Source organism: Streptomyces sp. NPDC096193 (assembly GCF_040302905.1).
Taxonomy (GTDB): domain Bacteria; phylum Actinomycetota; class Actinomycetes; order Streptomycetales; family Streptomycetaceae; genus Streptomyces.
Genome location: NZ_JBEOSJ010000007.1, coordinates 132255 through 145631, shown reverse-complemented (window position 1 = coordinate 145631; position 13377 = coordinate 132255). Strand labels below are relative to the sequence as shown.

General features: G+C 70.3%; 13 protein-coding genes. 8 read left to right on the top strand and 5 right to left on the bottom strand.

The window, feature by feature from the left end:
- The first annotated feature begins 2 nt into the window (after window positions 1-2).
- Together ABTX78_RS13565 and ABTX78_RS13560 are read left to right on the top strand one after the other, a co-directional pair.
- Window positions 3-1802: an outer membrane protein assembly factor BamB family protein gene (locus ABTX78_RS13565; protein WP_352206953.1), complete on the top strand. Its 1800-nt coding sequence runs from the start codon at window positions 3-5 to the stop codon at window positions 1800-1802.
- Window positions 1803-2028: 226 nt separating this feature from the next.
- Window positions 2029-2775 carry a helix-turn-helix transcriptional regulator gene (locus ABTX78_RS13560; RefSeq protein ID WP_352206952.1) on the top strand — a complete coding sequence of 249 codons (747 nt, stop codon included), beginning with the start codon at window positions 2029-2031 and terminating at the stop codon, window positions 2773-2775.
- Window positions 2776-2845: 70 nt separating this feature from the next.
- Here ABTX78_RS13560 and ABTX78_RS13555 read toward each other — a convergent pair whose 3' ends face one another.
- Complete coding sequence (locus tag ABTX78_RS13555; RefSeq protein ID WP_352206951.1) at window positions 2846-3121, bottom strand: hypothetical protein; 276 nt, start codon at window positions 3119-3121, stop codon at window positions 2846-2848.
- 21 nt (window positions 3122-3142) lie between these two features.
- Complete coding sequence (locus tag ABTX78_RS13550; protein WP_352206950.1) at window positions 3143-4813, bottom strand: sodium:solute symporter family protein; 1671 nt, start codon at window positions 4811-4813, stop codon at window positions 3143-3145.
- A 211-nt stretch (window positions 4814-5024) separates the two neighbouring features.
- Between ABTX78_RS13550 and galT the strand changes: the two genes are divergently transcribed.
- From galT to ABTX78_RS13530, 4 genes are all read left to right on the top strand, one after another.
- Complete coding sequence (galT, locus tag ABTX78_RS13545; protein ID WP_352206949.1) at window positions 5025-6068, top strand: galactose-1-phosphate uridylyltransferase; 1044 nt, start codon at window positions 5025-5027, stop codon at window positions 6066-6068.
- On the top strand, window positions 6065-7030 hold the full coding sequence (gene galE / locus ABTX78_RS13540; RefSeq protein ID WP_352206948.1) for a UDP-glucose 4-epimerase GalE: 966 nt from the start codon (window positions 6065-6067) through the stop codon (window positions 7028-7030). The genes galT and galE overlap by 4 nt, the downstream gene beginning before the upstream one ends.
- Window positions 7027-8133: a galactokinase gene (galK, locus tag ABTX78_RS13535; RefSeq protein ID WP_352206947.1), complete on the top strand. Its 1107-nt coding sequence runs from the start codon at window positions 7027-7029 to the stop codon at window positions 8131-8133. The genes galE and galK overlap by 4 nt, the downstream gene beginning before the upstream one ends.
- Before the next feature lie 852 nt (window positions 8134-8985).
- Window positions 8986-9774: a LuxR C-terminal-related transcriptional regulator gene (locus ABTX78_RS13530; protein WP_352207066.1), complete on the top strand. Its 789-nt coding sequence runs from the start codon at window positions 8986-8988 to the stop codon at window positions 9772-9774.
- Here the strand turns inward: ABTX78_RS13530 and tamR are convergent.
- The gene (tamR, locus tag ABTX78_RS13525) at window positions 9733-10230 is read right to left on the bottom strand and encodes a MarR family transcriptional regulator TamR (protein WP_313945848.1); all 498 of its coding nucleotides are present in this window, start codon (window positions 10228-10230) and stop codon (window positions 9733-9735) included. The genes ABTX78_RS13530 and tamR overlap by 42 nt on opposite strands.
- Window positions 10231-10361: 131 nt before the next feature.
- Here tamR and ABTX78_RS13520 point away from each other — a divergent pair, with 131 nt between their 5' ends.
- The gene (locus ABTX78_RS13520) at window positions 10362-11186 is read left to right on the top strand and encodes a trans-aconitate 2-methyltransferase (protein ID WP_352206946.1); all 825 of its coding nucleotides are present in this window, start codon (window positions 10362-10364) and stop codon (window positions 11184-11186) included.
- A complete protein-coding gene (locus ABTX78_RS13515) occupies window positions 11083-11547 on the top strand; it encodes a VOC family protein (protein ID WP_502993864.1) in 465 nt (154 codons plus the stop codon). Before ABTX78_RS13520 ends, ABTX78_RS13515 begins: the two co-directional genes overlap by 104 nt.
- 163 nt (window positions 11548-11710) lie before the next feature.
- Here the strand turns inward: ABTX78_RS13515 and ABTX78_RS13510 are convergent, their stop codons facing one another.
- Together ABTX78_RS13510 and ABTX78_RS13505 are read right to left on the bottom strand one after the other, a co-directional pair.
- Window positions 11711-12394, bottom strand: a complete 684-nt coding sequence (locus ABTX78_RS13510) for a TetR family transcriptional regulator (RefSeq protein ID WP_352206945.1) — start codon at window positions 12392-12394, stop codon at window positions 11711-11713.
- Window positions 12391-13371: an acyl-CoA desaturase gene (locus ABTX78_RS13505; RefSeq protein ID WP_352206944.1), complete on the bottom strand. Its 981-nt coding sequence runs from the start codon at window positions 13369-13371 to the stop codon at window positions 12391-12393. The genes ABTX78_RS13510 and ABTX78_RS13505 overlap by 4 nt, the downstream gene beginning before the upstream one ends.
- Window positions 13372-13377 lie beyond the last annotated feature (6 nt).

Sequence of the window (13377 nt, the reverse complement as noted above, 5' to 3'; positions counted from 1 at the left end):
CCATGACGCAGCCGCCACCGCCGCCGCCGAACCAGCCCCCGCAGGGGGGAGGGTTCGGCGCGCCCCAGGAGCCTCCGGCCGGAGGCTTCGGGGCTCCGACCCCGCCGCCGCAGGACCCCTCGTACGGCTATCCGCAGAGCCCGCCGGCCGGTGGCCCGCCGCAGGCGCCGCCGCCGGGGCAGCCCGGCTACGGCTATCCGCAGGCTCCCGGCCAGGCGCCGGGCTACGGCTATCCGCAGACCCCGCCGGGACAGCAGCCGCCCACCCAGCCCGGCTACGGCTATCCGACGCAGCCCGTGCAGCCGCAGTACATGCCGCCGCCGGGTGGTGGTGGCGGCAAGAAGCTGAGCACGCAGATGCAGATCATCATCGCGGCGGCCGTCGCGGTGCTGCTGATCGTCGGCGGGGGTGTCTGGTTCGCCTCCACCAAGGACGACGGCGAGAGCAAGAAGGACGAGGCGAAGAACAGTTCCGGCGGCTCGTCGGAGGGCGCAACCGGGGCCACCGGCGGCAAGGCGGCCGACGGACCCGGCAAGGAGAAGGCGCCGGCGAACGTCAACTCCAAGGTCGCCTTCCAGCTGCCGGAGCCGGCCCGCACCGACCTCACCAACGTCAAGGGCGCCTGGGTCACCGACAAGGCGTTCGTCAAGCCCGGTGTGAACTCGATCGTCGGCTACGACGCGGCCAAGGGCACCCCGCTGTGGACCCTGCCGCTGGCCGGCCAGGTCTGTGCCACCTCCCGCCACCAGTCCGCGGACAACAAGGTCGGCATCGTCTTCGAGGCCGCCAAGCGCAAGCCGCCGAAGAACTACGAGCCGTGCACCGAGGTCGGCGTCGTCGACCTCAACACCGGCACGCTGAAGTGGAGCAAGTCCGTCACCGGCACTCAGAGCGGTGACGACAAGGCCAAGTTCACCGAGGTCACCCAGAGCGGGACCACGGTCGCCGTGGGCGGCACCGACGGCGGCGCGGCCTTCGACCTCAACACCGGCGCGCTGCGCTGGTCGCCCGACATCGGCGCCGACGGCTGCTACGACATGGGCTACGGCGGCGGCGCGGCGATCGTCGCGGTCCGCAAGTGCGGCTCGTACGACAAGCGTCAGGTCGTCATCCAGGGCGTCAACCCGGACAACGGCACCCCGCTGTTCTCGTACAAGCTGCCCGCCGGTGTGGAGTGGGCGAGCATCGTCAACTCCAAGCCGCTGGTGGTCGCGGCCGACGTCGGCGACACCGGCTCGTTCGGCATCTCGGACTTCTTCTCGGTCGACGAGAAGGGCGTCCTCAAGACCAAGATCTCGGCGACCGGCGACAAGTTCCAGGCGCGCTGCCGCTCCACGGAGGTCGAGTCCTGCACGAAGGTCACGGTGGGCAACGGGCGGATCTACCTGCCGACCGCCGACCACGAGGGCACGGGGGAGTACGGCGACACCAACGAGATCGTCTCCTTCGACCTCACCACCGGAAAGCCGACCAGTGACCGTGCGGACGCGGGCGACCGGTACACGATGTTCCCGCTGCGCATGGACGGCGGAAACCTGATCGCGTACAAGTGGCCTCCGTACGACAAGGGCGGCCAGGTCGTCAGCATCGACGGTGCCACCTTCAAGCAGACCGTGCTGATGGAGAACCCGTCCGACAAGTCGGTGCGCGAGGCGGAGACGAGCTTCGTCGCCGACAGCGCCGACTACCGGTACGCGAACGGGCGGTTCTACATCGGCGCCACCCTGATGAGCAAGCCGACGTCCAGCTCGTCGTCGTTCGGCAAGAAGTACCTCGCGGTCGCCTTCAGCACGGCGGACTGATCGCGCCACTGCGTCGCCGGCCGTCCGGCGACCGCACATGATCAAGGGCCCGGCACATCGGAGAACCGATGTGCCGGGCCTTGGTCACAAGTAGCCCCGTTTGGCGAAGAATTCGGCACCTTGGGGGGCTTCTGCCGAGTTAGGGGCGCGCAAAGTCGAACAAGCGTGTAGCTTGCCGGGTCAGAAGGCCGGGGGGTCATCCGCGGCGGGGGATGGGGGTTGCTCGATGGGCGTGCGGCTCATGGTGCTGGACGATCACCGACTGCTCGCGGAGGCGCTCGCCTCGGCCCTGAAGCTGCGGGGACACCGGGTGCTCGCCGCCGCGGCTCCCGCGGCGGGCGCCGCCGACCTCGTCGTCAGCAGAGCGCCCGAGGTCTGTCTGCTGGGCACCGCGACACCGGCCGAGCCCGGCGCGTTCGACCCGATCGTGAAGATCAAAAGGGAGCGGCCCCAGGTGGCGGTGGTGGTGCTCGGCCCGGTGCCGAGCCCGCGCGGAATCGCCGCGGCCTTCGCGGCCGGCGCCTCGGGCTACGTGCGGCACGACGAGCGCATCGAAGGCGTGGAGCGCGCCATGGTCAAGGCGCGGGCGGGCGAGGCGGTGGTCGCGCCACAACTGCTCCAGGGCGCGTTCGCCGACCTGCTCAACCCCGCGGTCCAGCCGGACGACGAGGGGCAGCGGCTGCTGCAACTGCTCACCCCGCGCGAGGTCGAGGTGCTGGTCAGGGTCGCGGAGGGCGAGGACACCCGGCTGATCGCGGCCGGTATGGGCATCGCGCCGAGCACCGCCCGCACCCATGTGCAGCGGGTACTGATGAAGCTGGGGGTGGGCTCCCGGCTGGAGGCGGCCGCGCTCGCGGCCCGTACCGGACTGCTGGACCGGGCGGCGATCGCCTCGCCACCCGGCCCGCTGCCCGGTTTCCCGGGGTCGGCCGGCCTGTCCGACCCGCCGCCTCCCCCGACGCCGGAGCAGTAGCCCGGGGTCCTCGCCCCGGCGCCGCGCGGGCTCGGCCTCGGCTCGGCGCCGCGCGGGCTCGGCGCCCGGCTCAGGCGTCCTCGGCCGGCGGCGGCGCGGTGGGGCGCAGCTTCAGCCAGATGAGGAAGAACAGCCCCAGGGCCAGCATGCCGAGGCCGGTCCAGAGATTGATGTTGACGCCCTCGGCCTTCTTCAGATCCGCGTCGGACGCGAGGATCCCGGCGATCGTGACGATGATCCCGTAGAGGGTGAACAGGCCGCCGATGATGAGCCGGATGTCGAAGAGCCGGGCGGCGGTGGCGGACCTGCGCTCCAGTTCGGAGACTTCACGCTGCAGTTCGGACATGTCGGGGTGCCTCCGATCGGGTCAGAAGGAGAAAGGGATGTAGCAGGCGGCGGCGAGGACGATCGCGCCCCAGCCCAGCAGGGCGGGCCTGCGGTACCAGGCGCTGTCGCCCTCCTCCGGCGCTTCCTCCATGCCCGGTGAGGTGGTTCCGTAGACCAGACCTGCCAGTTCGGCCTCGGGCTTCGGAGCGGTGAACAGCGTGACGACCACCATCACGAGCGCGCCGGCGACGAAGGCGACGATCGCGGAGACGAAGTTGGCGCCCTGGTCGCTGGGGATGTCGATGACACCCTGCTTGTAGATCCAGAAGTAGTTGACCATCGCGGCCGACGTGCCCGCGAAGAGCCCCCAGGCGCCGGACTTCATCGAGGCCCGCTTCCAGAACATGCCGATGATGAAGACCACGAACATCGGGACGTTGAAGAACGAGAACAGCGTCTGGAGGTAGCCCATGATGTTGCTGAAGCTGGAGGCGAGGAAGGCGGTGCCGATGGAGCACAGCACGCCGATCGCCGTGATCAGCCGGCCGAACCGCAGGTAGTAGCGGTCCTCGCGGCCCTGCTTCACATACTTCGCCCAGATGTCGTACGTGAACACGGTGTTGAACGACGAGACGTTCGCCGCCATGCCGGCCATGAAGGCGGCGAGCAGTCCGGTCACCGCGATGCCGAGCACGCCGTTGGGCAGCAACTCCTGCATCAGCAGCGGGATGGCGTCGTTGTAGGTGAGGTCGGAGCCCGCCGTGCCGATCTTCGGCACGAGGACGGCGGCGACCAGGCCCGGGATCATCACCAGGAAGACGATGAAGATCTTCGGGAAGGCGGCGATCAGCGGGGTGCGCTTGGCGGCGGACAGGTTCTTCGCGGACAGGGCCCGCTGCACCTCGGCGAAGTTGGTGGTCCAGTAGCCGAAGGAGAGCACGAAGCCGAGGCCGAGGACGATGGTCAGCCAGTTGGCGCCGAGCGGATTGGGGTCGCCGATGCCGGTGCCGCCCCAGGCGGTGAGGAAGGTGTCGCCGTGGCTCGCGGTGAGCGAGTCGCTCAGGCCGTCCCAGCCGCCGACGCGCTTCAGACCGAGGAAGGTCAGGGGTATGAGCGCGGCGAGGATGACGAAGAACTGGAGGACCTCGTTGTAGATCGCCGAGGAGAGCCCGCCGATGGTGATGTACGCGAGGACGAAGAACCCGGCGACGACGATCGAGACCCACTGCGGCCAGCCCAGCAGGGCCTCGACCACGATCGACAGGGCGTAGAGGTTGACGCCGGCGATGAGGACGGCGGCGAAGGCGAAGAGGACCGAGCTCAGCAGGTGTGCGGATTTGTCGAACCGCTGGAGCAGGAACTCGGGGACCGACCGGACCTTGGAGCCGTAGTAGAACGGCATCATCACCAGGCCCAGGAAGACCATGGCCGGGATGGCGCCGATCCAGTACCAGTGCACGACGGCGACGCCGTACTGCGCGCCGGTGGCGGCCATGCCGAGGATCTCGGTGGCGCCCAGGTTGGCGGCGACGAAGGCCAGCCCGGTGACCCAGGCGGGCAGCGAGCGCCCGGAGAGGAAGAAGTCGAGACTGGTCCTGACGCTCGCCCGCGCGGCGAAGCCGATGCCCAGGACGACGGCGAAGTAGATCGCCAGGATTGCGTAGTCGAGCCCGTTGGTGGGGAGCCGAAGCCCTTCGGCCAGGTATTGCATGAAGTACTCGCTTCGTCGCGCGAACTGATCTCTGCGGAACCTACGCGTCGATGTTCAATAACTGAACAGTTCTGTTGGGGTTCTTTGTTTGATCGTGATCGAGGTGGTGGAAATGTCCGAGGTGGGTGCATGCCGCACGCCCATTGACGGCGCCTGTTGGCTTGTGATTTGTTATGTGCGGTTCTGTTTGGGAGGGTGAGGGAGTGCCAAGGTGAAGAAGACGTCGACCCGGCTCGCCGACGGTCGTGAACTGCTCTACTTCGACTCCCGGGACGACACCGTCCGCGACGCCGTCGACCGACGCCCGCTCGACCCCGTCGCCACCAGCTCCGAGATCCGCCGGGACCCCTTGCTCGGCGACTCGGTCGCAGTCGCCTCGCACCGCCAGGGCCGCACCTACCACCCGCCCGCCGACGAGTGCCCGCTGTGCCCCTCACGCGACGGCCGCCTCAGCGAGATCCCGGCGTCCGACTACGACGTCGTCGTCTTCGAGAACCGCTTCCCCTCGCTCGCCGGCGGTTCCGGCCGCTGCGAGGTCGTCTGCTTCACCTCCGACCACGACGCGTCCTTCGCCGACCTCGACGAGGACCAGGTCGCGCTCGTGCTGGAGGCATGGACCGACCGCACCGCCGAACTCGCCGAACTCCCGCAGGTGGAACAGGTCTTCTGCTTCGAGAACCGGGGCGCCGAGATCGGCGTCACCCTCGGGCATCCGCACGGCCAGATCTACGGCTACCCCTTCGTCACCCCGCGCACGGAGCTCATGCTGCGCTCGGCCGCCGAGCACCGGGAGACGACGGGCCGCAACCTCTTCGACGACATCGTGAAGGATGAACTGGCCGACGGCTCGCGAGTGGTCCTCACCGGTGAGCACTGGGTCGCCCTCGTGCCGTACGCCGCGCACTGGCCGTACGAGGTGCACCTCTACCCCCGCCGGCGCGTACCGGACCTGCGGGCCCTGGACGACGCGGCGCGCACAGAGTTCCCACAGATGTATCTGGAACTGTTGAGGCGCTTCGACCGGATCTTCGGGGAGGGCGAGCCGCCGACGCCGTACATCGCGGCCTGGCACCAGGCGCCGTTCAGCGAGCCCGGACGGGAGGACTTCGGGCTCCATCTCGAGCTTTTCACCATTCGACGCACTTCCGGCAAGCTGAAGTTCCTCGCCGGTTCCGAGTCCGGTATGAGCGTGTTCATCAACGATGTGCCGCCGGAAACCGCGGCCGAGCGACTGCGAGAGGTAGCGAGCGAGTGAGCAAGTACCTGGTGACGGGTGGGGCCGGATACGTCGGCAGCGTGGTGGCGCAGCACCTGCTGGAGGCGGGGCACGAGGTCACCGTCCTCGACAACCTGTCGACCGGCTTCCGGGAGGGCGTCCCGGCGGGCGCCGCCTTCGTCGAGGGCGACATCCGCGACGCCGCCAAGTGGCTGGACGACTCCTTCGACGCGGTCCTGCACTTCGCGGCGTCCTCGCAGGTCGGCGAGTCGGTGCTGAAGCCCGAGAAGTACTGGGACAACAACGTCGGCGGCACGATGGCACTGCTCGCGGCGATGCGGTCGGCCGGGGTGCGCACGCTCGTCTTCTCCTCCACCGCGGCCACCTACGGCGAGCCGGTCTCCACGCCGATCACGGAGACCGACCCGACCGCGCCGACCAGTCCGTACGGCGCCTCCAAGCTCGCCGTCGACCACATGATCACCGGCGAGGCGGCGGCCCACGGACTCGCCGCGGTCTCGCTGCGCTACTTCAACGTGGCAGGGGCGTACGGCTCCTGCGGCGAGCGCCACGACCCCGAGTCGCACCTCATCCCGCTGGTCCTCCAGGTGGCGCTCGGCAAGCGGGAGTCGATCTCCGTGTTCGGCGACGACTACCCGACCCCCGACGGCACCTGCGTACGCGACTACATCCATGTCGCGGACCTCGCCGACGCCCATCTGCTGGCGCTGGACGCCGCGGCACCCGGCGAACACCTGATCTGCAACCTCGGCAACGGCAACGGCTTCTCGGTGCGCGAGGTCGTCGAGACCGTGCGCCGCGTCACCGGACACCCGGTGCCGGAGGTCGTGGCCCCGCGGCGCGGCGGCGACCCGGCGGTGCTGGTCGCATCGGCGCGCACCGCACAAGAGCGCCTCGGCTGGCAGCCGTCCCGCGCGGACCTCGCGGGCATCGTCTCGGACGCGTGGGCCTTTGCCCGCCAGAGGGAGAACCATTCATGAGCGACGGTGTGTGGGCGGCGCCCGGGCGGGTCAACCTGATCGGTGAACACACCGACTACAACGACGGTTTCGTGATGCCCTTCGCGCTCCCGCACACCACGGTCGCGACGGTGTCCCGGCGCGACGACGGCGTTCTGCGGCTGCGCTCGGCCGGCGCCCCGGGCGCCGCCGCCGAACTGCGCGTCACCGAACTCGCGCCCGGACACGGGCCGGGGGGCTGGACCGACTACCCCGCCGGCGTCGTGTGGGCCCTGCGCGAAGCGGGGTACGCGGTGGGCGGTGCCGACATCCACTACGAGTCGACCGTGCCGACGGGGGCGGGCCTGTCGTCCTCCGCCGCACTGGAGGTCGTCACCGCGCTCGCCCTGAACGACCTGTACGAACTGGGCCTGGAACGCGGCCGGATGGCGCGCCTGTGCCAGCGCGCCGAGAACATCTACGTCGGGGCGCCGACCGGGATCATGGACCAGACGGCCTCGGCGTGCTGCACCGAGGGGCACGCGCTGCACCTGGACACCCGCGACCTGTCCCAGCGCCAGATACCGCTCGACCTGGCAGGACAGGGCCTCGAACTCCTGGTGGTCGACACGCGCGTCAAGCACGCGCACAGCGACGGGGAGTACGGCAAGCGCCGGGCGGGCTGCGAGTCGGCGGCGGCGACCCTGGGCGTACCCGCGCTCCGCGACATCGCCCACGACGCGCTCCCGGAGGCACTCGACCGGCTGCCCGACCCCGAGATCCGGGCTCTGGCCAGGCACATCGTCACGGAGAACCACCGGGTGGAACGGGTGATCGCCCACCTGGAGGCCGGCGACATCCGCGCCACGGGCCCCGTCCTGACCGAGGGCCACGCCTCCCTGCGCGACGACTTCCGCATCTCCTGCCCTGAACTGGACCTGGTGGTCGACACGGCGCTGGCGGCGGGCGCGCTCGGCGCGAGGATGACGGGCGGCGGCTTCGGCGGCTCGGCGATCGTCCTCACGGAGGTCGCGCTGACGCCGGCGCTGACGAAGTCGCTCCAAGAGGCGTTCACTTCGGCGTCGTTCGAGCAGCCGCGGATCTTCTCGACGACACCGTCGGGCGGCGCGCGGCGACTGTCCTGACACCTGCCCGGAGACATCGCGCGGACGGGGCCGGGCGGGTGCGGGCGGTCCGGGCCGCGCAGGCGTCGGCGGACGGCGCCGGGCGGGTGCGGGTGGGCCGGGGTCGCGGGTCCCGCGGGTCCGGGTCGGGCGGGTGCCGGTGCATGAAGTCGGGCGGGTGCGGGCGGTCCGGGTCGCGCAGGCGTCGGTGGACGGGGCCGGGCGGGTGCGGGTGGGCCGGGGTCGCGGGGTGCCGGGGGTCCACGCGGGCGGGTGCCGGTGCATGAAGTCGGGCAGGTGCCGGCGGTCCGGGTCGCGCAGGCGTCGGTGGACGGGGCCGGGCGGGTGCCGGCGGGCCGGGGTCGCGGGGCGGGGGGTCCGGGTCGGGCGGGTGTCGGTGGCCGGGTCGCGCATGTGCCACACGACCATGCGTCCGCCCTTTGCGTCCGGAAGGCCCCGCGTCAGCGCCCGCGCCACGGCGCGCATCCGCGCGCATGCTCCGTCGCCATTCCGGCGAGTGCCTCCGCACGCCCCCCAAGTCCCGCGCCAGCAGGATCTCTGCCGTCCGGGGCCGTGAACCGGGCAGTCCGCGCCGAACTGCGTCGACTTCTGTCTCACGACGAAACATCCGGCTCACGCTGCACAGGGTGAGCCATCAGTTCTGCAAATAACCTTCCCCTCCGGCCCCCCGCCCGTACGCTGATGCTCAGCACCGGTGGGGGCCGGTGTTGATCAGGGGGCGAGACAGTCGGGTACGACGTCCGGGGCGGGGTAACAGCCACAGCACGGCGGCGGCCGAGCAACCGCTGTAGCACCCCTCCTTTCCGGGCGCCGTACCCGCGCCGGTCCGTCCTTTCGAACCTGGGGGTGTCTGTGGTTCGTATCCGGGTCCTAGTGGTGGACGACCACCGCATCTTCGCCGAGTCGCTCGCTGCCGCACTCGCGGCCGAGCCCGACGTCGACGTCTCCGCGGCCGGCAGCGGCCCCGCGGCGCTGCGATGTCTGGAGCGCGCGGCATCCGAGGGCCGCCGGTTCGACGTCATGCTCGTCGACGCCGACCTCGGCACGTCCGCGGTCCCGAACAGCCCCGGCACCCACGCCGTCGTCGCGCCGCGTGCCGTGCCGGACGACGCCGAGGACGGCCTCGTCGACGGCATCTCCCTGGTCGCGGGTGTCCGTTCGGGGCAGTCGTCCGTCCGCAGTGTCGTACTCGCCGAGAAGGACGACCCGCGCCGGGCCGCACTCGCGCTGCAGGCCGGCGCCTCGGGCTGGGTGGCCAAGGACTGTTCGCTCCAGCGGCTGCTCGCGGTGATCCGGGGCGTCCTGCGGGACGAGACGCATCTGCCGCCCGCGCTGCTCACCGGCGTGCTGCGCGAGCTGACCGCGGCGCGCAAGCACCGCACCGAGAGCGAGCGGCTCGTGGAGTCCCTCACCCCGCGCGAGCGGGAAGTGCTGCGGTGCATGGTCGCGGGCCTGGGGCGCAAAGCCGTCGCCGAGCGCCTGTTTCTGTCCCCGCACACCGTCCGGACGCATATGCAAAACGTCCTCGGGAAGCTCGGGGTGCACTCGACGCTCGCCGCGGTCGCCCTCGCCCGCCGGGCCGGGGTCGGCCCGGCCGAGCTAGCCGGGGATGTTGTCGAACGGGGCGGTCAACTGGCGTAGCAGAGCGGCCAGTTCCCCGCGCTGGGCGCGGGAGAGTTCGGCGAGGATCGCCCGTTCCTGGGCGAGCAGTCCGGCGAGCGCCTGGTCCGCCCGGTCCCGTCCCTCGGGGGTCAGCCGGACCAGCACCCCACGCCGGTCGCTGGGGTCCGGAAGCCGTTCCACCAGGTCTTTCTTGGCCAGCCTGTCGATGCGGTTGGTCATCGTCCCCGAGGTGACCAGCGTCTGGGTCAGCAGCTGACCGGGCGAGAGCTGGTACGGGGCGCCCGCGCGCCGCAGCGAGGTGAGGACGTCGAACTCCCAGGGTTCCAACTGGTGCTCGGAGAAGGCGAGCCGGCGGGCGCGGTCGAGATGACGGGCGAGTCTGGAGACGCGACTGAGGACCTCGAGCGGTTCCACGTCGAGGTCCGGGCGCTCACGGCGCCATGCTGCGACCAGTCGATCGACCTCGTCCTCCATGTCGATCAGTGTAGATGGTCTGTCGATGTGAAGTCTCTTGACGTCAAGATATAATCTGCTGGACGATTGGGCATGGTCGGGCCGGACTTCAGTTCCGGTTCGGCACACCGTTCCAGCAAGGGGGCTCGATCATGCATTCCGCACCAACGTGGGATCCGCAGCAGTACCTTCGCCACTCCGGGCACCGTACCCGCCCGTTCCTGGATCTCCTCGCCCGTATACCCGACCTGCCCCGTGGCGACGGCAGGCCCGCCCGCATCGCGGACGTCGGATGCGGACCCGGCAATGTCACCACCCTGCTCGCCGACCGATGGCCCGACGCCCACATCACCGGCTTCGACCTGTCGCCCGAGATGCTCGCCCTGGCGGAGAAGGACCACGCCGGCACCACCTCCGGCGGCGGCTGGCTGGACTTCCGGCCCGCGGACGCGGCGCACTGGATCCCGGAGGAACCGTACGACCTGATCGTCTCCAATGCCGCACTGCAATGGGTGCCCAACCATCCCGAGTCGTTTCCGCGCTGGATCGACGGCCTGAACCCCGGCGGCACCCTCGCCTTCCAGGTCCCCGGCAACTTCACCTCACCCAGCCACGCCCTCCTCGGCGAACTCTGCGACACCCCGCAGTGGCGAAGCCGGCTCGGCGACCACGGACGGCGCTTCGTCCACATCCTGGAGCCGGCCGACTATCTCGCGCGACTGACCGACCTCGGCTGTGAGACCGACACCTGGGAGACGACCTACTTCCAGCTCCTCGCCGGGGAGGACCCGGTCCTGGACTGGGTCAAGGGCACCGCCCTGCGGCCGGTCCTCACCGAGCTCGCCGATGACGCGAACGCCACTCACGAATTCCTTGCCCAGTACCGCGACCTGCTCCGCAAGGCCTACCCGCCGGGCCCGCACGGCACGGTGTTCCCCTTCCGCCGCATCTTCGCCATCGCCCGCAAGGCGCTCTGATGCTCACCGCCGTCGACCATGTCCAACTGGCCGCGCCGCCCGGCTCCGAGGACGCGCTGCGCAGCTATTACGGGGACGTCCTCGGCATGACGGAGATTCCCAAGCCGCCGGTGCTCGCCGCCCGCGGCGGCTGCTGGTTCGCACGGGCGCCGTCCAGCTGCACCTGGGCATCGAGGCGGACTTCCGCCCCGCCCGCAAGGCCCATCCCGGTCTGCGGGTGTCGGACATCGAGGCGTACGCCGCGCGCCTCGCGGAGCACGGCGCGGCGGTGGTCTGGGACGACGCGCTCCCCGGCCATCGGCGCTTCTACTCCGAGGACCCTGTCGGCAACCGGCTGGAATTCCTTCAACCGATCACCTGAGAAACCCATCACCTGAGAAACCCATCACCTGAGAAACCCATCACCCGAGGAACCCCTCACCCGAGAAACCGGTCATCCGAGAAACCGGTCATCCGATCAAAACGCACGCCCCGTCGCCCTGTCCGGTGACGGGGCGGCGGGGCGTGCGGATCAGGCGAACCGGTCAGCTCTTCCGGTGCCCTATCAGCCGCGGCTTCGGCTCCAGGCCGTCAAGTCCATGCCAAGCAAGATTCACCAGATGCGCGGCGACCTCGGCCTTCTTGGGGCGGCGCGCGTCCAGCCACCACTGACCCGTGAGCGCCACCATGCCCACCAGCGCCTGGGCGTAGAGCGGAGCCAGCTTCGGGTCGAACCCCCGGTTCTTGAACTCCATCCCCAGGATGTCCTCGACCTGGGTGGCGATGTCGCTGATGAGCGAGGCGAACGTGCCCGTCGACTGGGCCACGGGGGAGTCCCGTACCAGGATGCGGAACCCGTCCGTGTAGGACTCGATGTAGTCGAGAAGGGCGAACGCCGCCTGTTCCAGCAGCTCACGGGGGTGACCGGCGGTCAGCGCGCCGGTCACCATGTCGAGCAGCTGACGCATCTCGCGGTCGACCACCACCGCGTACAGCCCCTCTTTGCCGCCGAAGTGCTCGTAGACCACCGGCTTGGAGACGCCGGCCTTCGCCGCGATCTCCTCGACCGACGTGCCCTCGAAGCCCTTCTCGGCGAACAGGGTGCGACCGATGTCGAGCAGCTGCTCGCGACGCTGCGCGCCGGTCATCCGCACCCGGCGCGCCCGCCGGGAGGACCGGTTCTTCTCCGTACCGCTGCTGCCGCCGTCGATCGCCACGTCGTCAATCATGCCGCGTCTACGGGCTCGCCCTTGCGCCGGGCGTCGATACGGGACGCACTGGGCCACCGGACGTCGTAGGCCCAGCCGAGCTTCTCGAACCAGCGGATCAGGCGCGCGCTGGAGTCGAGCTGGCCGCGCAGCACGCCGTGACGTGCACAGGTCGGGTCCGCGTGGTGCAGGTTGTGCCAGGACTCGCCGCACGACAGCACCGCGAGCCACCACACGTTGCCCGAGCGGTCACGCGACTTGAAGGGGCGCTTGCCGACCGCGTGGCAGATCGAGTTGATCGACCAGGTCACGTGGTGCAGCAGCGCCACGCGGACCAGGGAGCCCCAGAAGAAGGCGGTGAACGCGCCCCACCACGACATCGTCACCAGACCGCCCACGATCGGCGGGATGGCCAGCGAGAGCATGGTCCAGAAGATGAAGTCGCGGGAGATCCGCACCAGGGCCTTGTCCTTGATCAGGTCCGGGGCGTACTTGGCCTGCGGCGTGCGCTCCTCGTCGAACATCCACGCGATGTGGGCCCACCACAGGCCCTTCATCAGCGCCGGCAGCGTCTCGCCGAACCGCCACGGCGAGTGCGGGTCGCCCTCGGCGTCCGAGAACTTGTGGTGCTTGCGGTGGTCGGCCACCCAGCGCACCAGCGGCCCCTCAACCGCCAGCGAGCCCATGATCGCCAGCGCGATCCGCAGGGGACGCTTGGCCTTGAAGGCGCCGTGTGTGAAGTAGCGGTGGAAGCCGATCGTGATGCCGTGGCAGCCGATGTAGTACATCGCCACCAGCAGACCCAGATCCAGCCAGCTCACGCCCCAGCCCCAGGCCAGCGGTACCGCGGCCAGCAGGGCGATGAAGGGAACCGTGATGAAGAGCAGCAGGGTGATCTGTTCGATGGACCTCTTGCTGTCGCCGCCGAGTGTCGCGGAGGGAGCGTCGGCGGCGGGCGGCTTCGGGGTGTCGTCGAGCAGGTCGGGGCTTGTCGTCATGGTGGG